Below are 24,364 nucleotides of genomic sequence, written 5' to 3'. Positions count from 1 at the left end.
AAGGCTGGCCCGAAGGGTGAGCGCCAGCGAATCAAACAGGCGAGGAACGGTCGGAGTCGCAGGCGACTGTACTTTTGTACATGAGCATTACTCACTTCGTTCGCCCTTCGGGCCGCGCTAAAGCGCGTTAGCCGCAAGCGGCTTTCCGAGCCTGTTTTAAACGCGGCAGGGCCGACGCGCAGCAGACTTTGAACAGGCTCTTACCAGGGCTCGACTACCGGCTCGGCCTCCCAGCCTTTGAGCGGCGCCTTGGACCAGGTGCCATATCCGGCATTGGGGAACACGATCCACTCCACACCCCACTTGTCCGACTCTTCGGCAACGGTCTTGCGCTGTGCGTCGAGCGGCGTTTTGCGGAAACGCGCATCGAAGTCATGCAGCGTATCGCCCAGCAGCATGATGATCTGGTGATCGGCACTGACGATGGCGCGACGCTCGACCTTGGGCGGCCCGAGCAGCAGCACGCTCTCTTCCGATACCTGCGGCAGGCCTAGTTTGCTCAGGGTGGCCAGGGTGTATTTCTTCTGCTCGTCGGCACGATCGGAGACGTAGCGGATGGTCACGCCGAGCTTGTCGGCATGCTCGAGAAACTTCTTCGCGCCAGGGATCAGCTCCGGCGTACCGTCACGTTCCCAGGGCAGCCAGGTGTCCCAGGCATCGTACTGATGACAGTTGGCCAGATCGCGGGCCAGCAGCGCGCTGTTGTCGATCACGGTTTCATCGAGGTCGGTGACGATGGCCAGCTTCGAGGGATCCTTCGCCGCCGCCACAGCCTTGTCGAGCTTCTCCGTGGCGATGTTGTAGGCCTGCAACTGCAGCGCCTGGATTTCCGCGGACTGCTGCTGAAAGCGCAGGCCCATGGTGAACTCGGCGACGGAACAATCCGTCGCGGTGTCGGCAAATGCCAGCGGAGTGGCCAGCAGCGATACCGCAAGGCCCAGCCAGATGCGTCTCTCGGTCATTGAATGCCCTCTTCCCTATAGGTTATCGACACGCCCCGGCGCAGACCGGAGGCTACATCGTCGATACTAGCCGGCACACATTGCGCGGCCATGCTTGAGAACGACCTGAACGTGTCAGGCTCCATAACGAACAAGGCCCCTTGCGGGGCCTTGTTGCGATAACGCTGGGCGAGCTGGACTCAGCCAAGGGCTGCCAGGGTCTTCGCGGTGATTTCTTCGACGCTGCCGACACCCGGGATATGGCTGTATTTCGGCGTACCGGTCTCGGCGGAGAGCTTCTTGTAGAAGTCCACCAACGGCTTGGTCTGCGAGTGGTAGACGGACAGGCGATGACGCACGGTTTCTTCCTTGTCGTCTTCGCGCTGAACCAGCTCTTCACCGCTGATGTCGTCCTTGCCGGCAACCTTCGGCGGGTTGTACTCGATGTGGTAGACGCGGCCGGAAGCCGGGTGGACACGGCGGCCGGACAGACGCTTGACGATTTCCTCGTCCTCAACGGCGATTTCAACCACGTGATCCAGCGCTACGCCGGCCTCGCGCAGCGCTTCGGCTTGCGGAATGGTGCGCGGGAAACCGTCGAACAAAAAGCCATTGGCACAATCGGCCTGAGCGATACGCTCCTTGACCAGATTGATGATCAGGTCGTCGGAGACCAGACCGCCTGCGTCCATAACGCTCTTGGCCTTCAGGCCGAGCTCGGTGCCAGCCTTGACCGCAGCACGCAACATGTCGCCAGTGGAGATTTGCGGAATGCCGAATTTCTCGGTGATGTAGCGAGCCTGGGTACCTTTGCCGGCACCGGGCGCCCCCAGCAGAATCACGCGCATCGATGTGCTCCTCAAGAGTTATGTAGTAATCGGTCGGACTCGCCTCGTGGGGCCAATCTCTTGAATGTAGTGCGGCTGCCGTAGCGGCCAAAAGGCTGCTCAAGATACACAGCGCACCCCAGGCGCACAAGCCGCCAAAAGTCGGATAAAACCCTCCTCCTGGCGGCCTGAATCAGGCACATGACGCTGGCCAGGCATATGACGGCCAGCACCTGCCGTCCTTCAACCGGTGTTGCGCAAACCTGCAGCGATACCTGCCACGCTGACCAGCAACGCCTGCTCCAGAGGGCTCTCGGGCGCCTGTTGACGTTGCCGGCAGCGCGCCAGCAGCTCGACCTGCAGCAGGTGCAGCGGGTCGAGGTAGGTGTTGCGTACGCTGATCGATTCCAGGGTTTCCGGATTGTGCGCGAGCAGGCGCGACTGCCCGGTCAATTCCAGCACGGCAGCGCACGCCTGCGACAATAGGTCGCGTAACTGCGCCCCCAGCGGCTGCAGGGCCGGCTCGACCAGACGCTCGTCATACAGGGCGGCGATATTGGCATCCGCTTTGGTCAGGACCATTTCCAGCATGTCGATGCGGGTGCGAAAGAACGGCCATTGTTCGCGCATGCTTTTCAGCAGGTCAGCATCACCGCCTTGCAGGGCTTGTCCCAGGGCCTGCTCCCAGCCGAGCCAGGCCGGCAGCATCAGTCGCGTCTGCGTCCAGGCGAAGATCCACGGGATCGCCCGCAGGCTCTCCACACCGCCTTCGCGCCGCTTGGCCGGGCGGCTGCCCAGCGGCAAACGGCCGAGCTCCTGCTCCGGCGTGGCCTGGCGGAAGTATTCGACGAACTGCGGATGCTCGCGCACCACGCCGCGATAGGCCTTCACGCCGACATCGGCAAGGCGGTCCATCATCGCCCGCCAGCTTGGCTCCGGTACCGGTGGCGGCAGCAGCGTGGCTTCCAGCACCGCGGCCAGATAGAGGTTGAGGTTCTGCACGGCGATATCCGGCAGGCCGAACTTGAAGCGGATCATTTCCCCCTGCTCGGTGGTGCGGAAACGGCCCGCCACCGAGCCCGGGGGTTGCGACAGAATGGCTGCGTGAGCAGGGCCACCGCCACGGCCGACGGTGCCACCGCGACCGTGGAACAACAGCAGTTCGACCTGGTGCTCGCGACACAGGCGCACCAGTTCCTCCTGGGCGCGGTACTGCGCCCAGGCTGCGGCGGTTGTACCGGCGTCCTTGGCCGAATCGGAATAACCGATCATCACTTCCTGAGGGCCATGCAGCCGCGCGCGATAGCCGGGCAACCCCAGTAGCCGGTCGATAACCGGCCCGGCGTGGTCCAAATCGGCCAGGGTTTCGAAAAGTGGCACCACCCGCATCGGCCGGCGCAACCCGGCCTCTTTCAGCAGCAGTTGCACGGCCAGCACGTCGGAGGCAGCACCGGCCATGGAGATCACGTAGGAGCCCAGCGATGCGGCGGGAGCGGCAGCCACCTCGCGGCAGGTGGCGAGTACCTCGGCAGTATCGGCCGAAGGACGATAGTCGTTCGGCAGCAGTGGCCGGCGGTTATCCAGCTCGCGCTGGAGAAAACTGAGGCGCGCCTCCTCATCCCATTCGACGTAGCGACCGAGGCCGAGATAATCGGTGATTTCCGACATCGCCGCAGCGTGCCGGGAGGAATCCTGACGAACATCGAGGCGTACCAGAAATAGACCGAAGGTGGCTGCCCGGCGCAGGCAATCGAGCAACGGACCATCGGCAATCACACCCATGCCGCAGGCATGCAGCGACTGGTAGCAGAGCTGCAGCGGCGCCAGCAGCTCATGGTTGTCGCACAGCACTGCAGTACTCGGCGCCACATCGGCAGTGAGGGCCTGCTGCGCCCAGCTACGCGTTTCGCGCAGGCGCTCGCGCAGCTGCTTGAGCAAGGCACGGTACGGTTCGGCACTGTCGCCCACCTGCGCGCGCAGTTCGTCACTGGCCTGCTGCATGGACAGTTCCGCGGCCAGATTGTCCACGTCGCGCAGGTAGAGATCAGCGGCCATCCAGCGCGCCAGCAGCAACACCTCACGGGTCACGCGCGCGGTGACATTGGGGTTGCCGTCACGGTCACCGCCCATCCACGAGGCGAAGCGAATCGGCGCAGCCTCCAGCGGCAGACGCAGGCCGGTAGCGGCCTGCAGGCTCTGATCGGCACGGCGCAGGAACTGCGGCACGGCCTGCCATAGCGAATGCTCGATGACAGCGAAACCCCACTTGGCTTCGTCCACCGGGCTGGGCCGGCTACGACGAATTTCCTCGGTGTGCCAAGCCTCGGCGATCAGCCGCTGCAAACGTTCGACGATGCGCTCACGTTCACTCGGCGACAGGTCGCTGTGATCCAGCGCCGTCAGTTGCGCGGCGATGGCATCGTATTTCTGGATCAGCGTACGCCGCGCCACTTCGGTGGGGTGCGCGGTCAGCACCAGTTCGATGTCCAGACGCCCCAGTTGCCGCGCCAGATCATCGCTGCCCTGCCCGGCAGCGAGCAGGCGCTCGAGCAGCTCGTCGAGCACGCGCAACTCGAATGGCTCGGGCTCACCGGCACGGCGACGGCGCACACGGTGCTGCTGCTCGGCGATGTTGGCCAGGTTGAGAAACTGATTGAAGGCCCGCGCCACCGGCAGCAGTTCGTCGTCACCCAGGTCCCCCAGGGTGCTGGTCAACTGCTCGGCACCCGCGGCAGAGCCACGACGACCGGCCTTGGCCGACTTGCGTATGCGTTCGATCTTGTCGAGAAACTCGTCGCCCAACTGGGTGCTGATGGTGTGCCCGAGCAGCTCGCCGAGCAGGTGCACCTCTTCACGCAGGCGCGCATCGATTTCCGCCATGTCGCACTCCTTCTCCTGTCTGGTGTCAACAGAGTGCCCAGCGCGCCAACTTCTTACAAGGGTGCGACGCGTACCCAGGCAGCCCTACGTGCGCGGCAGCAAGGTCGTGGCGCTGGACGAGCAAGGCGACCCGCTGTAAGAGGACATAGGGCCCACACCGCGCTTTCTGGCGCTGTCGCGCAAATACCTGCGTGAACTGAGTGACCTGGGCAAAGAGACAAGCCATCGTGACACGCCAATATCGCCAAGCCCCTTGGTAGACGAGCATCACGATGGGCCAATTGCCACGGATAACGTCGTTCATAGGAGTGTTTCAAATGAAGTTAGCCGCCATGAAGCCCCATACCGAGAAAGCCCCGCGCAGCCGCCTGCACGGGATCAAACTGGCTGCCCTGGCACTGGGTGCATCCATGCGGCTCGCTCCCCCTACGCAACACCTTCACTCGGCCTCCTGAAGGGGCCAGGTCGCGAGCTTACGTAATCTTTGCGGAATTGGAATTGGCGGCGTCTGGCCTTTGCCTTTGCTCTTCAACTGCGATGGTACAGGCGACGTCCAATTCCCCTCAGGAGGCCGAGTGGAATCGCCACGTAAGGGGTTGAGCGACATGGATGTCGCGAGAGCTGCGATGGGCCATGGATGGCCCTTCGTCAGTGGGCCGCATCCGGTCGTGCCCCCGGAGTGGTGATGGAGCGAGGGAACCCCGGCGCAGCAGGGCGGGGGCGTCTAGCTCGGATGTCGGAGTGCCCTTCTCTTTGGTTACTTTCTCTTGGGCAAGCAGCTACGAAGCGCAGCGAAGTAACAGCCGCAGGCTGGCCCGAAGGGTGAGCGCAGCGAATCAAGTGACTCGCCCCCGTAAGGGGCGAAACCCATCAGGCCAGGCGGCGTGAGAATGGAGAGTACCAAGTCATCGAAAGCCCACACCTAATTGCCAGTCCGGTGTGTCAACCCGCACTTTCCCCAAACTATGCGAAGGACCTTCTTTTTAGCGCCGGACCTTACTGCTCCAGGGCCGGGGTTTCCTGGCCGATGCAGCGCACCGCCTGCTTCTTGTTGTCCACCAGCACGCCGGTCAGCCCCTTCTGCTGCATGTCGAACAATACCAGCACGCCATCGATGCACTGCGCCACTTGATTGGCCGGTTTCAGCGAGACCTTGTAGTCCTCACCAGGAATGGTCTTGAGCATGGTGAAATCGGACAGCAGCAGCGCATCTTCCGGTTTGGCGAAATGCACGTAGCCGTAGTACCAAAGCACGCCGATGGTGCCGACGATGCTGGCGATACCTGTGAGGATCAGGGGAATGGGGTTACGTTCGGTCATTGCGGACTCTCTGTTGCGGATTCGGTAGCCGGTCCCAGGCGCTCGACGTAGGCCTGCGGCGCGACGAAGAACGCCAGTAGCGACTGACGCCAGGCGGGCTCGGCAAAGGTTTGCACGTGCGGGCCACGGGTCGCCTGAAAGGCGCGTGGCGGGCGCGCAGCTTGATACAAACGCTGGCCATTGGAAAGCGGCACGATCGCGTCGTCAACACTGTGATAGATCAGCAAGGGCGCACCTGCGAGTCGATCGATGCTGTGAATCGCGCTGTCGCCGTCAGGCACCAGCCAGGACAGCGGCACCTGCAGCGGCCAGGTCAACCAGGACTTGCTCAGCGCATGCTGGGCAACGTCGCGATAGCTGGCCGGCACACCGTCCAGTGCAATGGCCTGCAAGGTCGATTGGCGCTCGGGATGCTCGGCCAGATAATGCACGGCCAACGCACCACCGAGGCTCTGCCCAAGCAGGAAAAGCGGCGCGCCCTGCACCTGCGGCGCCTGATCGAGCCAGGCGAAGGCCGCGTCGATATCCTGGTAGACCTCGGGCAAACGCGGCTTGCCAGCGGACAGGCCATACCCCCGGTAATCCAGCATCAGCACCTGATAGCCCTGCTCCGGCAGCCAGTGAACGCCACCCAGGTGCCAGGCCAGGTTGCCGCCATTGCCATGCAGATGCAGCACCGTGCCCTTGACCTGCACCCCAGCCTTGGCCGGCAACCACCAGGCATGCAGACGCGTGCCATCGGCGGCGCGCAGTTCGATGTCGCGGTATTCCAGCCCGGCACGCTCCGGGGTAATCGGCAGCCCTGGTTCCGGGTAGAACAGCAGGCCGCTGCAACCGGCCAGCCACAGGCTGGCCAGCAGCAACACCAGCGCCCGTAGGCTACTTGCCACCGGCGCGCACCTCTTCGCGCGCCTGAACAGTCGCCGCATAGACGCGCTCGGCCAGGCGCGAGAACGGCAGGCTCTGAATCCACACCGTGCCGGTACCCTTGAGCGTGGTCAGCAAGATGCCTTCGCCGCCGAACAGCATGCTCTTGAGGCCGCCGGCCAGAGCGATGTCGTAATCGATGCCACTGCTGAAGGCCACCAGGCAGCCGGTATCCAGGCGCAGGGTTTCGTTGTTCAGCTCCTTGCGGATCACCGTGCCACCGGCATGCACGAAGGCCAGGCCGTCACCTTCGAGCTTCTGCAGGATGAAACCCTCGCCGCCGAAGAAGCCGGCGCCCAGGCGTTTGGCGAAGCTGATGCCGATGCTGGTGCCATGCGCGGCGCAGAGGAAGGCGTCTTTCTGGCAGATCAAGCGCCCGCCGATCTTCGCCAGGTCGATGGGCACCACGGTGCCCGGATAAGGCGCGGCGAAGGCCACTCGTGCCTGACTTTTGCCGGCATTGCTGAAGTGGGTCATGAACAGCGACTCGCCGGTGAGCATGCGCTTGCCGGCGCTCCACAGCTTGCCCAACAGCCCACTGGACGAGCCGTCGCCCATGCGCGTCTCGAAGCGCACGCCGTCGGTCATGTAGTTCATCGCCCCGGCTTCGGCGATCACCGTCTCGCCGGGGTCGAGGATGATTTCCACCGACTGGGCGGAAGCACCGAGGATTTCATATTCAAGTTGATGGCTGGACACTTGCAGGTCTCTGGGGTGGGCCACGACGTTGTAAACCTGACGATGCGCTGCGCCAGCGGTGCGCGCGGCGCACCCTACAGGGCTGCGATCAGAGAATATTGGCGTAGTCCGCTTCGATGCGATCCAGGCTCAGGTGATTGAGGAAGTTGGAGAAGCACATCCAGGCCGACAGTGCGTTCATGTCCTGAAACTGCGGAGGCAGGTACTTGGGCGGCAGTACCAGGCCTTCGTCCACCAGCTTGCGCAGGGTGCGCATGTCTTCCAGGGTGGTCTTGCCGCAGAACAACAGCGGGATCTGCTCCAGCTTGCCTTTGCGCACCGCCAGCTGGATGTAGTTGTAGATCAGGATGAAGCCCTTGAGGTACGACAGGTCCTTGGTGAACGGCAGGCCCGTCGGCAGCGAGCCGCGGAATACCCGGCTGGCGTTGCTGTAGCCGCCATCCAGGCCGTAGCCCTGGCCACGGAAGAACTCGAACACCTCGAGAAAATCCGCGCCCTCCTCGGCCATGTGGATGGCGCGGGTGCGGTTGGTCAGCTTGCGCAGGCGGGTCGGGTAGGAGGCGAAGGCGATCACTTCCATGAGAATGGCCAGACCTTCCTGGGTCACCGTCGATGAGGGCGGGCCCTTGGCCAGGAAGGTGCAGATCGGCTGGTTGAGGCCGTTGAGCGTGGTGCCGACATGCACCAGGCCTTCATGCACTTCCAGCGCCTTGACGTCGCGCTCGTTGAAACGCGCATCGCTGCGGATCTTGATGTAGTCGGCGCCAGCCGCGGCATCGGCGAGAATACCGTCGGACTCGAACACACGAATGGTTTCGTCGCCAAATACGCCAGCCAGACGCTGCTGCAGGATGTTCACCGCATCACTGGCACCGAGGGTCTTGGCCTCGTCTTCAAGGTCGCCACGCGCAGCGATGTTGTTGAGGTAGTCCGAGAGCATCAGGCCAAGGTCGGCCAGGGTCGGATCACCGGCATGAAAGGCGTCGGAGGCAGCGCCATACAGCTCCTGACTGATCAGGCCGAAGTCCTCGGTGCCGCGTGCCTCGAGCATGCGGATGACCATGCGGTATTCCTTGCACATGCGCCGCATGATCTGCCCGACCGGGTTGAACTGGCCGAGCTGACGGGTGATATCACGCTCGATGTTCTGGAATTCCAGTTTCTTCGCGGCGGCATCGAAGGCCAGCGGCCGACTTAGGTAGTAGTCGCGATCCACCGCTGGCAACTGCTTGCCCTTGGCCTGGAGAAACGCCTCACGGATACCGTCATCCCATTTCACCGCATCCAGTACACGGATCGGGGTCTGCGCCTCGACAATACGGTCGCTGAGAGCGCGAATACAGAGTTGGTAGTCATCCAGTTTTTGCAGGCTGTTCATTACGATTCCTATTCGGCCACTTCGGCCACCCGCTGGTAACGCGCCACCTCGACGAACAGGTCGGCATTGGCCGGGTCATCGAGATAGGCGAATACCTTGTCCAGCGGGCTGGTGATCAGTGCGCCGTCCGCTTCGGGCATGGAAACGGCCTGCCCTTGCAGCAGGCCCTTTTCCATATCCTGGAGAATGCGGTCGGTGTCGAGGTTGTACAGCACCAGCTCGTTGTCCTTGGTCAACTCGAAACCGGCAATGGCGAAATTGGCCCCCAGGCTCTTCGGCAGGCCCGCCGAGAGGTACCAGCGGCGGCCATGATGAGCGACGGTGAAACCGAACTCCTCGAGGCTGCCGAGGTTGTCCGCGCTGCCCTCGTAAATGCGCGCCTGGTAGAGATTGGAGCCGGCACGGGTGATTTCCAGAAATAGCTGGTCGCCCCACTCGTCCTGCCGGGTCCATTCGCCCAGCAGAGGTATCGGGGCAGCCTCGTTGGCCGGAATCGGGTCCTTGAAGGTAACCAGGCAACCACTCAACAGCAGGAAGGACAGGGCGACCAATGCGCGCCAGGCTTTCATTACGCTCTCCTTGTGAAGACCGTTCGACCCGATGATCGACGGTTTACAACCCCAGAACCAGATTCATGTAGCGTTTAAGGATGGCCAGCATTCCTTGGCTGTCCAGGTGCTCTACACCGTCTAGCAGGCCCTGATACTCCATCCGCACGATGGCGGCCGTCAACAGCACGGCGTCCTGTTCAGGCTGGCGCGAGCCCAGCACCTCGAAGAAGTGGGTGACCCCCTGCTGCAGGATCTGCCGGTGAGCTCGCACCAGCTCGCGCAGTCGCGGATTGAGCAAGACTTCCTGCTGGAATGCCTGCTCGGCGATCAGGTGATCACGACGCTCACGCAATTGGCGCTGCACGTACTGCACCGCCAGAGCGGCGATTTCGTCAGCCAATTGCCGACGCGCCTGCTCGCTGCCATCCAGGCGCCCGACCATCTCCTCCAGCACACCCTGGGTACCGGCCCAGAATGCCGCCATCTGCGCAGCGCTGCGCTCGACGAACTGGGCGAAGGTATCGGTGATCAGGTCATCGATGTCCTTGAAATAGTAGGTCGTGGCCGACAAGGGTACCTGCGCCTCGGCCGCCACAGCGCGATGGCGCACGGCGCGCACGCCATCGCGCACGATGATGCGCATGGCGGCATCGAGAATCGCCTGACGGCGCTGCTCGCTGCCCTGACGACTGGCCTTGCGGCCCTGGTACTGGACGCTTTCGGCGACGGCATTGGCTGCCCGGGTGGCATTCGGGGGCGCGGGCACGGAGCTCACGGTGGGTCGACCCTCTACGTTCTAGTTATGACAGGGAGAGTAATGGCTTGGACAGGCAAGCAAAAGGCTCCGTTTCGCTTACAGGCCAGGCACCCAGCGAAATCGCCGCGAAATGCATAACGACAAGTAGCAAAAAGCCGCCCGAAGGCTAATGCTGATCAGATAAGTTCGTCACCACCCCCTCCTACTTGCAGTAGAGGGGGCGCTTTTCGTAGGAGCCAGCTTGCTGGCGATGCTTTTTATGGCGGATCGCCGGCAAGCCGGCTCCTACAAAAATCGAGTGCAACGGCTTAACTGACTGGCATTAGCCCGAAGGCGGCTTTCTGTCTGGCATCAAGCCTGCGGACGCATATGCGGGAACAGGATGACGTCGCGGATCGACGGTGAGTTGGTCAGCAGCATCACCAGGCGGTCGATACCGATGCCTTCACCAGCCGTCGGCGGCATGCCGTACTCCAGGGCGCGGATGAAGTCGGCGTCATAGTGCATGGCTTCGTCATCACCGGCGTCCTTCTCGGCCACCTGGGCGAGGAAACGCTCGGCCTGGTCTTCGGCGTCATTGAGCTCGGAGTAGGCGTTGGCGATCTCGCGGCCACCGATGAACAGCTCGAAGCGGTCGGTGACATTGGGATTGTCGTCGTTGCGACGCGCCAGTGGCGACACTTCGAACGGATACTCGGTGATGAAGTGCGGCTGCTCCAGCTTACTCTCCACCAGCTCTTCGAAAATCATCACCTGCAGCTTGCCCAGGCCTTCGTGGCCGAGCACCTTGGCGCCGGCCTTCTTGGCAATGGCGCGGGCCTTCTCGACGTCGTTGAGATCTGCCTCGGTGATGTCCGGGTTGTACTTGAGGATGGAGTCGTACACCGACAGGCGCACGAACGGCTCGCCGAAGTGGAATACCTTGTCGCCATAGGGCACGTCGGTACTGCCCAGCACGGCCAGGGCCAGCTCGCGGAACAGCTCTTCGGTGAGGTCCATGTTGTCGCGGTAGTCGGCATAGGCCTGGTAGAACTCGAGCATGGTGAACTCGGGGTTGTGCCGGGTCGAGACGCCTTCGTTACGGAAGTTGCGGTTGATCTCGAAGACTTTCTCGAAGCCACCGACCACCAGACGCTTGAGGTACAGCTCCGGGGCGATACGCAGGAACATCTGCATATCCAGCGCATTGTGATGGGTCTCGAAAGGCTTGGCCGCAGCGCCGCCGGGGATGGTCTGCAGCATCGGGGTTTCCACTTCGAGGAAACCGCGCTCGTTGAGGAAACGACGGATGTGCGCGATCACCTGCGAACGTACGCGGAAGGTGTGGCGCACTTCCTCATTGACGATCAGGTCGACGTAGCGCTGGCGGTAGCGCTGCTCGGTGTCGGTCAGGCCATGGTGCTTGTCCGGCAGCGGGCGCAGCGACTTGGTCAGCAGGCGCACGTTCTGCATGTCGACGTACAGGTCGCCCTTGCCCGAGCGGGCCAGGGTGCCCTCGGCGGCGATGATGTCGCCCAGGTCGAAGTGCTTGACCGCTTCCAGCTGCTCGGCTGGCAGGGTCTTGCGGTTGACGTAGACCTGCAGGCGCCCGGAGGTGTCCTGGATAACCATGAAGGCGCCACGGTTGAGCATGATGCGCCCGGCGACCTTGACCGGGATGGCGGCCGCTTCCAGCTCTTCCTTGGTCTTCTCCGCGTACTGTTTCTGCAGGTCGGCGCACAGGCTGTCACGGCGGAAATCGTTGGGGAAGGCATTGCCCTGCTCACGGACGGCAGCAAGCTTCTCTTTGCGCTGGGCAATCAGCTTGTTTTCTTCCTGTTGCAGCTCGTTGTGGTCGAGTTGTTGGTCGCTCATGGTCGTTTTATCTGCCTGGCGTGTATATGCAAATGGGGGTTTGGTAGGAGCCAGCTTGCTGGCGATGCGCTTCGAGAGCGTGATCGCCAGCAAGCTGGCCCCTACAGGGTAAGGCTTACAGGCCCTGCTTGAGGCTGGCCTCGAGGTAGCCGTCGAGGTCGCCATCGAGGACTTTCTGGCAGTCGCTACGCTCGACGCCGGTACGCAGGTCCTTGATGCGCGAGTCATCGAGCACGTAGGAGCGGATCTGATGACCCCAGCCGATATCGGACTTGCTGTCTTCCAGCGCCTGCGAAGCCGCGTTGCGCTTTTGCATCTCCAGCTCGTAGAGCTTGGCCCGCAGCATCTTCATCGCCGTATCCTTGTTGGCGTGCTGGGAGCGTTCGTTCTGACACGCGACCACGGTATTGGTCGGCACGTGGGTGATGCGCACCGCCGAGTCGGTGGTGTTGACGTGCTGGCCACCGGCGCCGGAGGAGCGGTAGGTGTCGATGCGCAGGTCGGCCGGGTTGATCTCGATCTCGACCTTGTCGTCGATCTCGGGCGAGACGAACACCGCCGAGAACGAGGTGTGGCGACGCGCGCCGGAGTCGAACGGGCTCTTGCGCACCAGGCGGTGCACGCCGCTCTCGGTGCGCAGCCAGCCGAAGGCATATTCGCCCTTGATGTGCACGGTGGCACCCTTGATACCGGCGACTTCACCCTCGGACAGTTCGATGATGGTGGCGTCAAAGCCGCGCTTGTCGGCCCAGCGCAGGTACATGCGCAGCAGGATGTTGGCCCAGTCCTGGGCCTCGGTGCCGCCGGAACCGGCCTGGATATCCAGGTAGCAGTTGTTCGGGTCCATCTCGCCGCTGAACATGCGGCGGAATTCCAGCTTCTCGAGGATTTCGCGCAGGCGCTCGACTTCGGCGGCGATATCGTTCACGGCGCCTTCGTCGTTTTCTTCGGCAGCCATTTCCAGCAGATCTTTGGAATCGGCCAGGCTGCCGGTGAGGTCGTCGATGGTTTCGACGATCTGCGCCAGCATGGCGCGCTCACGGCCCAGGGTTTGGGCGTACTCGGGCTTGTTCCAGACGCTGGCGTCTTCCAGCTCGCGGTTTACTTCGACCAGGCGATCATGCTTGTGATCGTAGTCAAAGATACCCCCGAATTGACTGGGTTCGCTCGGACAGGTCCTTGATGCTGTTGAGGATCGGATTGATTTCCATGGTGGGCAGCACTCTCGGGCAAAAGACGCGAAACGGCTCAATCCGGCTCGCCCGGGCGGCTAATGCGCTGCCCTGGCCGAGCACGGCAAGAGCCGTGACCGCAAAGTTTCTGAAAAGCCGGAGAGTATACCCGACTCGCAGCCCCCTGGCAGCCCGCTGGCTGACCGGCGGGGCGCACTCAGAACTTCAGGCTCAGGCGTGCGGCCAAGGCGTTGTCGCGCGCGTCTTCGGCGTAATGGCCCGCATAGGTCAGGCCCAGGTAGAGACTGCGGCTGAGCTCATGATCCAGACTCAGGTCAAGACGCAGGCTGCTGCGCTCGAACTCACGACTGTGCATCTGCTGGAGTACGCCCTGGCCGTCGACCGCCTCGTCGCGCAAGCGGTCGCTGCCCAGGTTCTGCCGCAGCGTCAGACTGGCACGCCCTACCCACTTGCGCTGTTGCCAGTGCCAGGGCGCGGCCAGGCGCCAGCCAAGCGTCAGGTAGCCAGCCTGCTCGTACGCTGCCACCAGGCGCTGTCCGTCGAAACGCCGGGCGTCGGCATCCAGATGCACTAACGCCAGGCCGGCAAATGGCTCCAAGGTGAAATTGCGATAGTCCATGGCGTAACTGCTTTCGCCAAACAGCTGCCAACTGCACGCGTTATCGCGCCGTTCCAGCTCATGCCAGCCGTGCAGCAACCCGAGCCGAACCCCAACTGGTTGTATACCCGAGTCGCGGCGTAGCCCCCCAGGTAACGACTGTCGGTGCGGCCATGACCCTGATCATGATCCAGCCGGGCACGCGCCACTCCACCCAGCACACCACCGATCCACTGTCCGCCCAGCGCACGATCCATCCCCATCAGCAACCCCTCGCCGCGGCGCTCGAGGCCGGCGTCGTCCCAGCGCCCCTGGATGCCGCAAGTGCGCGACCACAGTGGCCACTCGCCGGCCTCAGGCGCCGCCTCGCGAAAAGCGAAGCGCACCTGCTGCAGACGATCCAGGGCTGCCTCACGCGGCAACCTATCGCCCTCCAGGAGCAGGGCGCGCTGGTCCAACGCCAGGTCGCCAGCGACTACGCCCGTGGCGACCTGAAACAAGCCCAACCCGAGCAGCGCTACACGCAGAGCCATGTTCGCCTCCAGTCATCGACGCCCAATGCTAGGGTCTGTTGCCGTTTCGAGGCGAGCCGTGCGCGAAACGGCAACAGACCCTAGCAGAGCACACCGTCAGCCACACCCACCGAGGCACCTCGGTCGAGCGGTCACGCGCTCACCCCTCAACCAGGCTCGCACTGCGGCACCACGCTTATCGCCGCTCGCGCATCGGCGGCGATCATCTGCGCGGCCTTTTCCGCGATCATCAGTACCGGCGAGCAGGTATTGCCCGAGGTAATGCTCGGCATGATCGACGCGTCGACCACACGCAAACCGGCGATACCATGTACGCGCAGACGCGCATCGACCACCGCTTCACGGCCCTGGCCCATGGCGCAGGTGCCGACCGGGTGGAAGATGGTAGTGCCGATCTCGCCCGCAGCACGCTGCAGGTCCTCCTCGCTCTGGTACTGCGGCCCCGGCTTGTATTCCTCGGGCCGGTAGCGGGCCAGGGCGGGCGCGGCGACGATGCGCCGGGTCAGGCGAATGGCATCGGTCGCCACCTGTAGATCCCGTTCGTCACTGAGGTAGTTTGGCCGTATCAGCGGGGCTACGCTGGCATCGACGGAGGCAATCTGAACGCTGCCGCGGCTGGTCGGGCGCAGGTTGCATACCGATGCGGTGAAGGCCGGAAAATCGTGCAAGGGCTCGCCAAAGCGCTCCAGCGACAATGGCTGCACGTGATACTGCAGGTTGGCGCGCGCCTGGCCGAGGTCGGACTTGGCGAAGGCACCAAGCTGGCTGGGCGCCATGGACAGCGGCCCGCTGCGCCTGAGCAGGTACTCCAGGCCCATGCCCAGCTTGCCCCAGGGGGTGGCTGCAATGCGGTTGAGCGTCTTCACGCCCTCGACGCGATAGATCAGGCGCAGTTGCAGGTGATCCTGCAGGCTCTCACCGACACCTGGCAGCTCGTGCCTGACGCCGATGCCCAGGCGTTCGAGCAGCGGCCGTGGGCCGATGCCGGAACGCTGCAGCAAGACCGGTGAACCGATGGCGCCGGCACACAGGATGATCTCGCGACGTGCCGCCACCCGCAGCGCCCGCCCCTGGCTGCGCATATGCAGGGCACGGGCGCGACCGCCCTCCAGCTCCAGCCGTTCGGCTTCGGCGCCGGTCAGCACCTGCAGATTGGGGCGCTGGCGAATATCGCGCAGAAAGGCCTTGGAGGCATTCCAGCGCACACCGCGCTTCTGGTTGACCTGAAAGTAGCTGCAGCCTTCGTTATCCCCACCGTTGAAATCATCGACGCTGGCAATACCACTCTGCTCCGCTGCCTCACGGAAGGCCTCGAGAATCTCCCACGACAAACGCTGGCGCTCGACCCGCCATTCGCCGTCGCCACCGTGCCATTCGCTGGTGCCAGCAAAATGATTCTCCGAGCGTTTGAACAGCGGCAACACATCACGCCAGGCCCAACCGGGATTACCCGCCGCAGCCCAGCCATCATAGTCCGCGGCCTGGCCACGCATATAGATCATGCCGTTGATCGACGAGCTGCCGCCAAGCACGCGGCCACGCGGGTACTTTAACGAACGGCCATGCAGACCGGGATCGGCCTCGGTGCTGTAGCACCAGTCGGTACGCGGATTGCCGATGCAGTAGAGGTAGCCGACCGGAATGTGGATCCAGGGGTAGTTGTCACGCCCACCCGCCTCGACCAGCAACACGCTGACGCCAGGGTCGGCAGACAGCCGATTGGCCAACAGACAGCCGGCCGGACCGGCACCGACGATCAGGTAGTCATAGGCATCCAGGAGCGCTTGCGACATGGGCATCCTCGCGTGTCGTTCTTGTCGTTGGTCTTCAGCCTAAAACAAGCCGGGGGCCGGGATGAATGGTCTTTTGGTCTGATGCGCATGCTGAATGCGCGTTCATCGCCTGGCAGCTATGGTGAAGCACCTGCGCTCTGCGCTTTACTTGCACGTAATCCTGCCAGAGCCCACCCGTTATGCCACCAGCGCCAGCCAGCACGCCACACAAGCCCCTTCCCCGCTTATCGCGACAGCGCGGCTGGCTCCGCTGGCTTCCGGGGCTGCAAACGCTCAGGGACTATCGCCTGGCCTGGCTGCCGAAGGACATTGCCGCCGGCCTGGTGCTGACCACCATGCTGGTGCCGGTGGGCATTGCCTATGCCGAGGCTTCCGGCGTGCCCGGCATCTATGGCCTGTACGCGACCATCGTGCCGCTGCTGGCCTACGCCCTGTTCGGCCCCAGCCGTATTCTCGTGCTCGGCCCGGATTCAGCCTTGGCAGCACTGATTCTCGCTGTGGTGCTGCCGCTCTCAGGCGGCGACCCGATGCGCGCGGTGACCCTGGCCAGCATGATGGCCGTGGTGGCCGGCCTCACCTGCCTGATAGCCGGACTGCTGCGCCTGGGGTTCATCACCGAGTTGCTGTCCAAGCCCATCCGCTATGGCTACATGAACGGTATTGCGCTGAGCGTGCTGATCAGCCAGACGCCCAAGTTGTTCGGCTTTAGCATCGACAGCCAGGGTCCGCTCAGCGACCTCCGGGCCATCGCCAGCGCGCTGATCGAGGGCCAGGCCCACCTCTACAGCCTGCTCGTCGGCGCCGGCACACTGGCCTTGATCCTGCTGCTGAGCCGCTTCCGGCAATTGCCCGGCATCCTCATCGCCGTGACCCTGGCAACCCTGGTGGTGGCCCTGTTCGAGCTCGATAGCCAGGGCGTACAGGTGCTCGGCGAACTGCCCCAGGGGCTGCCCAGCTTCACCCTGCCCTGGCTCAGCGGCGTCGATCTGGCCAGCGTGGTGCTGGGCGGTATCGCCGTTGCCCTGGTCGCGTTCGCCGACACCAGCGTGCTGTCGCGTACCTATGCAGCACGTACCGGACGCCCAGTAGACCCCAATCAGGAACTGGTCGCCCTTGGCGCGGCGAACCTGGCCGGTGGTTTGTTTCAGGGTTTTCCCATCAGTAGCAGCGCCTCACGCACGCCGGTCGCTGAAGCTGCAGGCGCGATGACCCAGGTCGCCGGTATCGTCGGCGCCCTGAGCGTCGCCCTGCTGCTGGTGCTGGCCCCGGACCTGATGCAGCACCTGCCCACCAGTGCGCTGGCCGCGGTGGTGATTGCCGCTGTCATCGGCCTGTTCGTGGTCACCGACCTGCGGCGCATCTTCCGCGTGCAGCAATGGGAGTTCTGGCTGTCGATGGCCTGCTTCGCCGGCGTGGTGACCTTCGGCGTGATCCCCGGCATCGGCATTGCCGTGGTGCTGGCGGTGCTCGAATTTCTCTGGGATGGCTGGCGCCCGTACTACACCGTTCTCGGCCAGGTAGAGGGCATCCGCGGTTTCCATGACATCAAGCGACACCCCGATGCGCGGCAGATACCCGGCCTGCTGCTGTTTCGCTGGGACGCGCCGCTGTTCTTCGCCAATGCCGAGCTCTTCCAGCAATGTTTGCTGCAAGCGCTGGAAAAAGCCCCGGCGCCAGTGCGCCGCGTGGTGATCGCCGCCGAACCGGTTACCAGCATCGACGTGACCTCTGCCGACATGCTCGGCGACCTGGAACGGATGCTGGCTGAAGCCGGCATCGAACTGCATTTCGCGGAGGTCAAGGGGCCGCTCAAGGACAAGCTGCGGCGCTTCGGGTTACTGCACGACGATCAGCCAAGGCACCTTCAACCAACGGTTAGCGCGGCCGTCGAAGCCTACCTGAGCGATCATGCTGATGAGGCGATGCCGGGCCATGCCCGGCATGCGGACTGAAATGAGAAGACGACTCAGACACCGGCCGACAGCGAGCGCACCTGGGTTTCCAGCTCGCTCTTCAGCGCCAGTGGCAGCTTCAGTTGACGCGCTAGCTCCTCGAGGTAGGCGCGCTCCATGAAGTGCTCTTCGTCGACCATCAGCACACTGGCCAGGTACATTTCTGCGGCCATTTCCGGCGTGCTGGCAGCACGCGCGACGTCGGCCGGATCCAGCGGCTTGTTCAGCTCGGTGTGCAGCCAGCTCTGCAGTTCGGCGTCCTGCGCCAGCTTGCCCAACTCCTCTTCGATCAACTGACGCTCACGCTCATCGACATGACCATCGGCCTTGGCCGCCGCCACCAGCGCCTTGAGAATGGCGCGGCTGTGCTGCTCGACTTGCGGCGCCGGCAAACGATCCAGGGTTTGCGGCTCGACCGGCTGCGCACCACCCTGCTGGGCTTGCTGCGCCTGCCAGTTGCCATAGGCCTTGTACGCCATCACGCCGAGCGCGGCCAGACCACCATAGGTCAGCGCCTTGCCGCCCATCTTGCGCGCTTTCTTGTTGCCCAGCAGCAAGCCGACCGCACCGGCCGCCAGCGCGCCGCCCCCCGCACCCGAGAGCAGGCTGCCCAGGCCTCCACCAGAGAGCAGGCCACCCAAACCGCCTGCCTGCTGCCCCTGAGGGCTCTTCGCCGCAGGTTTATGCATGGCCTGCTGGCCGGCCTTGAGCAGTTGGTCGAGCAGATTACTGGTGTTCATCACGAACTCTCCTGAAAAGTAGGCACCGGAACATCCGACCCCGGAAAGCACCGGGAAATCCCGTGGCTCTTCAACCGACAGCGGTTGAACGGACGTGAATTTCTAACAGAGTTCGCCCCAACCAGCCGGGCATATTGGTAACGCCGAATTTCATTGCAGCCGCAATCAACGCGGAGCGATATGCGCCACCATCAGTTGCACGGTTTCATTGCCACGAAACTCGTTGAGGTCGAGCTTGTACGCCACTTCGACCCAGCGTAGCGTCGGGTTGGGCCAGACCTCGCGATCGATGTTGAAGGCGATGCCGTCGAGTTGCACGCTGCCGCACTCGGTCTTGAGCACCAGTTTCAGGTGACGCTCACCGACGATGCGCTGATTGACGATCTGGAACACGCCATGAAATAGCGGCTCGGGAAAGTGCTGGCCCCAGGGGCCGGCATTGCGCAGAGCGCGGGCCAGTTCCAGGTGGAACTCGGTGGCATCGAGCTGGCCATCGGAGAGCAGGCGGCCAGTCAAGTCGTCCTCGCACAACTGGCGCCGTACCTCGGCGTCGAAGGCGACGGCGAACGCGCCGAAATTCTCCTGCGGCAGCGACATCCCGGCAGCCATGGCATGCCCGCCGAACTTGCTGATCAGCCCCGGATGACGCGCCGCCACGGCGTCCAGCGCATCGCGGATATGCAGCCCCGGCACCGAACGCGCCGAGCCCTTGAGCATGCCGTCGCCGGCATCGGCGAAGGCGATGGCCGGGCGGTGATAGCGCTCCTTCAGGCGCGAAGCGAGGATGCCGATCACGCCCTGGTGCCAGTCCGGCTCGAACAGGCACAAGCCGAATGGCATGTCGTCCAGTGACAGGTCCTTGAGCTGGGCCAGCGCCTCGCGCTGCATGCCCTGTTCGATGGCCTTGCGGTCCTGGTTGAGCTGGTCGAGTTGCACCGCCATGTCGCGAGCCAGGGCCTCGTCGTCGCAGAGCAGGCATTCGATACCGAGGCTCATGTCGTCCAGGCGCCCGGCCGCATTCAGCCGTGGGCCGAGGATGAAACCGAGATCGGTGGAAGTGATACGGCGATGGTCGCGCCCGGCTACTTCGAGAATCGCCCGCAGGCCCGGCCTTGCCCGGCCGGCACGAATACGCGCCAGGCCCTGGTGCACCAGGATGCGGTTGTTGGCATCCAGCGGCACCACATCGGCGACACTGCCCAGCGCCACCAGGTCGAGCAGCTCGCCTAGATTCGGCTCCTGCCGACTGGCAAACCAGCCGATCTCGCGCAGCCGCGCGCGCAGCGCCAACAGCACATAGAACATCACGCCGACACCAGCCATGGCCTTGCTCGGAAACTCGCAACCCGGCTGATTGGGGTTGACGATGGCATCGGCCGCCGGCAGCTCCGGCCCAGGCAGGTGGTGGTCGGTGACCAGCACCGTCAGCCCGGCCGCCTTGGCGGCAGCCACGCCGTCGACGCTGGAGATGCCGTTGTCGACGGTCAGCAACAGATCGGGTTGGCGCTCCAGCGCCACGGCAACGATCTCCGGAGTCAGGCCATAGCCGTACTCGAAGCGGTTCGGCACCAGATAATCCACATGCGCCGCGCCAAGCAGACGCAGGCCAAGCACGCCGACCGAGCTGGCGGTGGCGCCGTCGGCGTCGAAGTCGCCGACGATCAGGATACGCTGACGCTGTTCAAGCGCCTGCACCAACAGCTCCACCGCCGCATCGATGCCCTTGAGCTGCTGGTACGGGATCAACCGTGCAAGGCCCTTGTCCAGCTCCTCGGCAGACTGCACGCCGCGGGCGGCGTAGAGACGGGTCAGCAAAGGCGGCAGATTGCCCAGGTCAGGCAGTTGTGCGGGTAAGGGACGGGCTTCGATACGCATCTTGGGTCTTTTTCTTGTAGGGCGGGTGCAACCCGCCACAGTGATCCGGCGGGTTGCACCCGCCCTATGATTTCAACGCTGACCAGCGAGCCACTCAATGGGGATTTCGTGCTGACCACGCTCGTCGGTGACGAACAACTCACCATCGCTGATCATCACGCTCCAATTCAGCGAACGTGGCATGTCCAGCGCCAGGTCGGCCAATGCTTCCTGGCCCAGGGCGACCACGTTGATATTCTTCAGGCTGCGTACGGGATCGAGGCACTTGGTTTGCCACACGCGCAGGTTACCGTAGGCCACCAGGCTGAATTTTTCGGTACGCCGCGAGCACCAGGTAATGCGCTCGCTATCCGGCTGCCCCACTTCGATCCAGTGCAGCACGCGATCATCCAGGCTCTTTTCCCACAGCGCCGGCTCGTCGACATCCGACAGACCGCGGCCGAACGCCAGTTGCTCGTGATAGAACAGCGCATAGGCGATCAACCGCGCGGCCAGGCGCTCTTCGGTTTCGGACGGGTGACGCGCGACGGTGAAACGCAGGTTTTCATAGACGCTGCGATCCATGTCGGTGAGGTTCAGTTCGATCTTGTACGTGGTCGATGGCAGGGCCATGGCGGGCTTCTTGGCTGGTCGGGAAAGTCGCCAAGTCTACCGCGAAACCTCTTCCGCCGCCCGACCGGACACAAGCGCATCGTCAGCCACTTGAGCCGCCCTGATGCCCGGCACGACAGGATGCTCTATCTGCAAGAGCTCAGGCCATAACCCGCCCCACCCTCACACCACCTGCCCCGTCGCGCGCATCGCTACTTCGGCACAGGCCAACCAGGCAATCACACCAGTTACTCACCGAGCCGGCTGCAGTCCATTCAACGATATTGTCGGCGACTCAGCGCGGCATATAACACGCCACAAAACGCACCCGCCAGGTGGTACTCAAAGGAGACATCGGCACGCGGCAACAGACCGAAAAACCAGCCGCCATAAAGGCAAAAAACCAGCACAGCCAGCAACAGGTCGAGCAGGCTGCGTTCGAACCAGGCTCGCGCCAACAGCAATCCCCAGAAGCCAAAAAGCCAGCCACTGGCTCCAACGTGCAGACCAGTGCGTCCGAACAACCAGACCAACACACCGCTACCGACAATGATGAAGGCGCTGGACAAATAGAAGTCTCTACGCGAACGCAACAACACCAGGCTACCGAGCACCAGTAGTCCACTGAGGTTACTCAGCAAATGCGCCCAACTGCCGTGCAGCCAGGGCGCGAGGAGAATGCCAGGCAGCGCCTCGATATGCCGGGGCACCAGCCCCCAGACGTTCAAGGCGCCACCGAGCGAAGCATTGACCAGTTGCACCAGCAGCAGCGCGCCACTGATCAACAGCAGCGGACGCAACTCGACCAGCCAGCCTCGCCTCACGATGCTACGCCGCCTGCCGTCATGCAAAGGATCGAGATGGATACCTCCCATGTAACGCCACAACTACGCCAGCCAATATCGGTATTCGTTTGCATAACCCTTATTCGCGACAGGAGGCTATTGCCCTCTCCGGCAATTCTTGCGTGCCCTGCGCAAGCGCTGCAAGCACCGTTCGATACCGGCAGCGCAGACATGCAGTGGCGATGGTCAACTGGCGCCTTGCCAATATCTCGACTACGAGGGCTTATTAAAGGTAACTGCAGCATCTCCATGACTGCCAGCTTGCCACTGTGACGACATCAGGTGCCGACCAACAGTCGCCACCAGCACGGACTGACTGACGCTCACCTGATCAAGAGGATCGGCCGCATGATTGACGAACTCCCCCCGGCCGTACGCCAACTGCTGCATGCCAATCAACGCCAGGCCGCCATCGACCTGCTCAGCGAAAACCTGGCCAACGACCAGAAGGAAGCCGAGCGCCGCGTCGACCGATACCTGGAAGACAACCCGCCCATACGTATGCGTGGCGCTGCCGTGGTACGCGCCAGCCGCCTCAATGCGCTGATCTGGCTGATTTTGATCATTCTGATGGCGCTAGCCGGCCTGATCTTCGCCCTGTAAACGAAACCGGCGCCACGAGGGCGCCGGTTTTATCGAAGCGACAGCCTCAGAGCGGCTTGCCGCGATTACCATGCGCGGCAACGAACTGCTGCACGGTCTTCAGGTCATTGGCCAGTACGGTGCAGCGCTCCTCGCGCTGGAACAGATCGGCCAGGTGCGCCGGCAGCGCCGGCACGGCGTCGATACCGGCCTTTTCCACCGCCTCGGGGAATTTGACCGGATGCGCGGTACCCAGCACCACCATGGGCGTCGCCAGACTGCGGCGGCACTCACGCGCGGCGCGCACACCGATGGCGGTGTGCGGATCGAGCAGCTCGCCACACTCCCTGTACACCTCAGTGATGGTCTCGCAGGTCTGCTCGTCATTCACCGCCAGCGAATCGAACAGCTTGCGCGCCTCGCTCCAGCGATCTTCCTCGACACTGAAGCCACCACCTTGCTTGAAAGTATCCATCAAGCCGACGATAGCCGCACCATTACGCCCATGCAGGTCGAACAGCAGGCGCTCGAAGTTGGACGAGACCATGATGTCCATCGACGGCGACAAGGTCGCGTGCAGGGTTTCTTTTACATACTGATTGCCGCTCATGAAGCGGTGCAGGATGTCGTTGCGGTTGGTGGCGACGATCAGCTGGCTGACCGGCAGGCCCATGTTGCGCGCCAGGTAACCAGCAAAGATATCGCCGAAGTTGCCGGTCGGCACCGAGAAGGCGATGGATCGCGCCGGCGCGCCGAGCTGCAGCGCAGCGTGGAAGTAGTAGACGATCTGGGCCATGATCCGCGCCCAGTTGATCGAGTTGACCGCCACCAGGCGCGTGCCCTTGAGGAAGCCCTGGTCGGCGAAGCTGGCCTTGACCATCTCCTGGCAGTCATCGAAGTTGCCTTCGATGGCGATGTTGTGGATGTTCTCGCCGAGGATGGTGGTCATCTGCCGGCGCTGCACTTCGGACACGCGGTTGTGCGGGTGCATGATGAAGATGTCGACGTTGTCGCAGGCCTTGCAGCCTTCGATGGCGGCCGAGCCGGTATCGCCACTGGTGGCGCCCATGATCACCACGCGCTCGCCGCGCTTGGCCAGTACGTGGTCGAGCAGGCGGCCGAGCAGTTGCAGGGCAAAGTCCTTGAACGCCAGGGTCGGGCCGTGGAACAGCTCCAGCACCCACTCATTGCCATTGAGCTGCCGCAGCGGCGCCACGGCGTTGTGCTCGAACACACCGTAGGTCTCTTCGAGAATCTTTTTGAAGTCGGCATCAGCGATGGAGCCGGCAACGAACGGGCGCATCACCCGGAAGGCCAGCTCGTGGTACGGCAGGCCGGCCCAGGAAGCGATCTCCTCGACGGTGAAGCGCGGCAGATTCTCCGGCACGTAGAGGCCGCCATCACTGGCTAGGCCAGCCAGCAGCACGTCTTCGAAATTCAGGGCCGGCGCCTGGCCGCGGGTACTGATATAGCGCATGGGATAAACCTTCGTTCGACTGCACCCGCAGGCCTGCGCCTGCGGGTGGAC

General features: G+C 63.5%; 21 protein-coding genes and 1 pseudogene. 3 read left to right on the top strand and 19 right to left on the bottom strand.

The window, feature by feature from the left end:
- Nucleotides 1-200: 200 nt before the first annotated feature.
- The 3 genes from PSOLE_RS05420 to ppc form a co-directional block, all read right to left on the bottom strand.
- Nucleotides 201-962 (bottom strand): 5'-nucleotidase, lipoprotein e(P4) family, encoded by a 762-nt coding sequence (locus PSOLE_RS05420; protein ID WP_003462634.1) that lies wholly within the window; start codon nt 960-962, stop codon nt 201-203.
- Between the two features lie 179 nt (nt 963-1,141).
- On the bottom strand, nt 1,142-1,789 hold the full coding sequence (gene adk / locus PSOLE_RS05415; RefSeq protein ID WP_003462636.1) for an adenylate kinase: 648 nt from the start codon (nt 1,787-1,789) through the stop codon (nt 1,142-1,144).
- A gap of 222 nt (nt 1,790-2,011) precedes the next feature.
- A complete protein-coding gene (gene ppc, locus PSOLE_RS05410; RefSeq protein ID WP_074857997.1) occupies nt 2,012-4,648 on the bottom strand; it encodes a phosphoenolpyruvate carboxylase in 2,637 nt (878 codons plus the stop codon).
- A gap of 82 nt (nt 4,649-4,730) precedes the next feature.
- Here ppc and PSOLE_RS24570 point away from each other — a divergent pair.
- Nucleotides 4,731-4,874 (top strand): annotated as a pseudogene (locus PSOLE_RS24570) (pilin assembly protein); the annotation flags it as partial.
- 770 nt (nt 4,875-5,644) lie between these two features.
- Here the strand turns inward: PSOLE_RS24570 and PSOLE_RS05395 are convergent.
- The 11 genes from PSOLE_RS05395 to PSOLE_RS05350 all read right to left on the bottom strand — a co-directional run bounded on the left by PSOLE_RS05395 (nt 5,645) and on the right by PSOLE_RS05350 (nt 16,251).
- Complete coding sequence (locus tag PSOLE_RS05395) at nt 5,645-5,968, bottom strand: hypothetical protein (RefSeq protein WP_003462641.1); 324 nt, start codon at nt 5,966-5,968, stop codon at nt 5,645-5,647.
- Nucleotides 5,965-6,897 carry an alpha/beta hydrolase gene (locus PSOLE_RS05390; RefSeq protein WP_241197995.1) on the bottom strand — a complete coding sequence of 311 codons (933 nt, stop codon included), beginning with the start codon at nt 6,895-6,897 and terminating at the stop codon, nt 5,965-5,967. The genes PSOLE_RS05395 and PSOLE_RS05390 overlap by 4 nt, the downstream gene beginning before the upstream one ends.
- Nucleotides 6,848-7,594 carry a TIGR00266 family protein gene (locus PSOLE_RS05385; RefSeq protein WP_039964872.1) on the bottom strand — a complete coding sequence of 249 codons (747 nt, stop codon included), beginning with the start codon at nt 7,592-7,594 and terminating at the stop codon, nt 6,848-6,850. The genes PSOLE_RS05390 and PSOLE_RS05385 overlap by 50 nt, the downstream gene beginning before the upstream one ends.
- 88 nt (nt 7,595-7,682) lie before the next feature.
- Nucleotides 7,683-8,972 (bottom strand): flavohemoglobin expression-modulating QEGLA motif protein, encoded by a 1,290-nt coding sequence (locus PSOLE_RS05380; RefSeq protein ID WP_074858000.1) that lies wholly within the window; start codon nt 8,970-8,972, stop codon nt 7,683-7,685.
- An 8-nt stretch (nt 8,973-8,980) separates the two neighbouring features.
- Nucleotides 8,981-9,541 carry a hypothetical protein gene (locus tag PSOLE_RS05375; RefSeq protein WP_003462652.1) on the bottom strand — a complete coding sequence of 187 codons (561 nt, stop codon included), beginning with the start codon at nt 9,539-9,541 and terminating at the stop codon, nt 8,981-8,983.
- A gap of 43 nt (nt 9,542-9,584) precedes the next feature.
- Entirely contained in the window at nt 9,585-10,298 is a 714-nt protein-coding gene (locus PSOLE_RS05370) for a TetR/AcrR family transcriptional regulator (RefSeq protein WP_074858003.1), read from the bottom strand.
- Nucleotides 10,299-10,631: 333 nt separating this feature from the next.
- The gene (gene lysS, locus PSOLE_RS05365; protein WP_039964873.1) at nt 10,632-12,134 is read right to left on the bottom strand and encodes a lysine--tRNA ligase; all 1,503 of its coding nucleotides are present in this window, start codon (nt 12,132-12,134) and stop codon (nt 10,632-10,634) included.
- 115 nt (nt 12,135-12,249) lie between these two features.
- Nucleotides 12,250-13,345 (bottom strand): peptide chain release factor 2 gene (gene prfB / locus PSOLE_RS05360; protein ID WP_115288493.1). Its coding sequence is split into 2 segments (ribosomal slippage): nt 12,250-13,272 and nt 13,274-13,345, totalling 1,095 coding nucleotides; the frame shifts between segments, so codons are not numbered across the junction.
- Between the two features lie 178 nt (nt 13,346-13,523).
- Complete coding sequence (locus PSOLE_RS24920) at nt 13,524-13,946, bottom strand: autotransporter outer membrane beta-barrel domain-containing protein (protein WP_169713310.1); 423 nt, start codon at nt 13,944-13,946, stop codon at nt 13,524-13,526.
- Nucleotides 13,898-14,458 (bottom strand): autotransporter outer membrane beta-barrel domain-containing protein, encoded by a 561-nt coding sequence (locus tag PSOLE_RS24915; protein WP_003462666.1) that lies wholly within the window; start codon nt 14,456-14,458, stop codon nt 13,898-13,900. The genes PSOLE_RS24920 and PSOLE_RS24915 overlap by 49 nt, the downstream gene beginning before the upstream one ends.
- Nucleotides 14,459-14,604: 146 nt before the next feature.
- Entirely contained in the window at nt 14,605-16,251 is a 1,647-nt protein-coding gene (locus PSOLE_RS05350; RefSeq protein ID WP_074858005.1) for a GMC family oxidoreductase, read from the bottom strand.
- Nucleotides 16,252-16,430: 179 nt separating this feature from the next.
- On the opposite strand from PSOLE_RS05350, the gene PSOLE_RS05345 reads away from it, so the two are divergent.
- On the top strand, nt 16,431-18,203 hold the full coding sequence (locus PSOLE_RS05345; RefSeq protein ID WP_074858007.1) for a SulP family inorganic anion transporter: 1,773 nt from the start codon (nt 16,431-16,433) through the stop codon (nt 18,201-18,203).
- A 14-nt stretch (nt 18,204-18,217) separates the two neighbouring features.
- On the opposite strand, the gene PSOLE_RS05340 is transcribed toward PSOLE_RS05345, so the two are convergent.
- The 4 genes from PSOLE_RS05340 to PSOLE_RS05325 all read right to left on the bottom strand — a co-directional run bounded on the left by PSOLE_RS05340 (nt 18,218) and on the right by PSOLE_RS05325 (nt 22,233).
- On the bottom strand, nt 18,218-18,943 hold the full coding sequence (locus PSOLE_RS05340) for a tellurite resistance TerB family protein (RefSeq protein ID WP_074858009.1): 726 nt from the start codon (nt 18,941-18,943) through the stop codon (nt 18,218-18,220).
- A gap of 165 nt (nt 18,944-19,108) precedes the next feature.
- Nucleotides 19,109-20,818, bottom strand: coding sequence for a single-stranded-DNA-specific exonuclease RecJ (recJ, locus tag PSOLE_RS05335; protein WP_074858011.1), 1,710 nt, complete (start codon nt 20,816-20,818; stop codon nt 19,109-19,111).
- Nucleotides 20,819-20,890: 72 nt separating this feature from the next.
- Complete coding sequence (locus tag PSOLE_RS05330) at nt 20,891-21,430, bottom strand: YaeQ family protein (protein WP_074858014.1); 540 nt, start codon at nt 21,428-21,430, stop codon at nt 20,891-20,893.
- Nucleotides 21,431-21,684: 254 nt separating this feature from the next.
- A complete protein-coding gene (locus PSOLE_RS05325; protein WP_039964876.1) occupies nt 21,685-22,233 on the bottom strand; it encodes a rhomboid family intramembrane serine protease in 549 nt (182 codons plus the stop codon).
- Between the two features lie 369 nt (nt 22,234-22,602).
- On the opposite strand from PSOLE_RS05325, the gene PSOLE_RS05320 reads away from it, so the two are divergent.
- Nucleotides 22,603-22,857, top strand: a complete 255-nt coding sequence (locus PSOLE_RS05320) for a hypothetical protein (RefSeq protein ID WP_003462686.1) — start codon at nt 22,603-22,605, stop codon at nt 22,855-22,857.
- Between the two features lie 46 nt (nt 22,858-22,903).
- Here PSOLE_RS05320 and thrC read toward each other — a convergent pair whose 3' ends face one another.
- Complete coding sequence (gene thrC, locus PSOLE_RS05315; protein WP_003462689.1) at nt 22,904-24,313, bottom strand: threonine synthase; 1,410 nt, start codon at nt 24,311-24,313, stop codon at nt 22,904-22,906.
- Between the last annotated feature and the right edge of the window lie 51 nt (nt 24,314-24,364).

It is taken from the genome of Pseudomonas oleovorans subsp. oleovorans, assembly GCF_002197815.1.
Taxonomy (GTDB): domain Bacteria; phylum Pseudomonadota; class Gammaproteobacteria; order Pseudomonadales; family Pseudomonadaceae; genus Aquipseudomonas; species Aquipseudomonas oleovorans.
Note: the sequence above shows the minus strand (reverse complement) of the source record. Positions and strands in the feature narration are given on the sequence as shown.

Excerpts from the sequence above, each read along its gene's own strand:
- PSOLE_RS05375 (WP_003462652.1), bottom strand. The coding sequence starts at position 9,541 with ATGAAAGCCTGGCGCGCATTGGTCGCCCTGTCCTTCCTGCTGTTGAGT.
- PSOLE_RS05345 (WP_074858007.1), top strand. The coding sequence starts at position 16,431 with ATGCCACCAGCGCCAGCCAGCACGCCACACAAGCCCCTTCCCCGCTTA.
- adk (WP_003462636.1), bottom strand. The coding sequence starts at position 1,789 with ATGCGCGTGATTCTGCTGGGGGCGCCCGGTGCCGGCAAAGGTACCCAG.
- PSOLE_RS05390 (WP_241197995.1), bottom strand. The coding sequence starts at position 6,897 with ATGCGGCGACTGTTCAGGCGCGCGAAGAGGTGCGCGCCGGTGGCAAGT.
- PSOLE_RS05340 (WP_074858009.1), bottom strand. The coding sequence starts at position 18,943 with ATGAACACCAGTAATCTGCTCGACCAACTGCTCAAGGCCGGCCAGCAG.
- thrC (WP_003462689.1), bottom strand. The coding sequence starts at position 24,313 with ATGCGCTATATCAGTACCCGCGGCCAGGCGCCGGCCCTGAATTTCGAA.
- PSOLE_RS24915 (WP_003462666.1), bottom strand. The coding sequence starts at position 14,458 with ATGGCTCTGCGTGTAGCGCTGCTCGGGTTGGGCTTGTTTCAGGTCGCC.
- ppc (WP_074857997.1), bottom strand. The coding sequence starts at position 4,648 with ATGGCGGAAATCGATGCGCGCCTGCGTGAAGAGGTGCACCTGCTCGGC.
- PSOLE_RS05320 (WP_003462686.1), top strand. The coding sequence starts at position 22,603 with ATGATTGACGAACTCCCCCCGGCCGTACGCCAACTGCTGCATGCCAAT.
- PSOLE_RS05350 (WP_074858005.1), bottom strand. The coding sequence starts at position 16,251 with ATGTCGCAAGCGCTCCTGGATGCCTATGACTACCTGATCGTCGGTGCC.
- PSOLE_RS05420 (WP_003462634.1), bottom strand. The coding sequence starts at position 962 with ATGACCGAGAGACGCATCTGGCTGGGCCTTGCGGTATCGCTGCTGGCC.
- lysS (WP_039964873.1), bottom strand. The coding sequence starts at position 12,134 with ATGAGCGACCAACAACTCGACCACAACGAGCTGCAACAGGAAGAAAAC.
- PSOLE_RS24920 (WP_169713310.1), bottom strand. The coding sequence starts at position 13,946 with ATGGACTATCGCAATTTCACCTTGGAGCCATTTGCCGGCCTGGCGTTA.
- PSOLE_RS05380 (WP_074858000.1), bottom strand. The coding sequence starts at position 8,972 with ATGAACAGCCTGCAAAAACTGGATGACTACCAACTCTGTATTCGCGCT.
- PSOLE_RS05330 (WP_074858014.1), bottom strand. The coding sequence starts at position 21,430 with ATGGCCCTGCCATCGACCACGTACAAGATCGAACTGAACCTCACCGAC.
- PSOLE_RS05395 (WP_003462641.1), bottom strand. The coding sequence starts at position 5,968 with ATGACCGAACGTAACCCCATTCCCCTGATCCTCACAGGTATCGCCAGC.
- recJ (WP_074858011.1), bottom strand. The coding sequence starts at position 20,818 with ATGCGTATCGAAGCCCGTCCCTTACCCGCACAACTGCCTGACCTGGGC.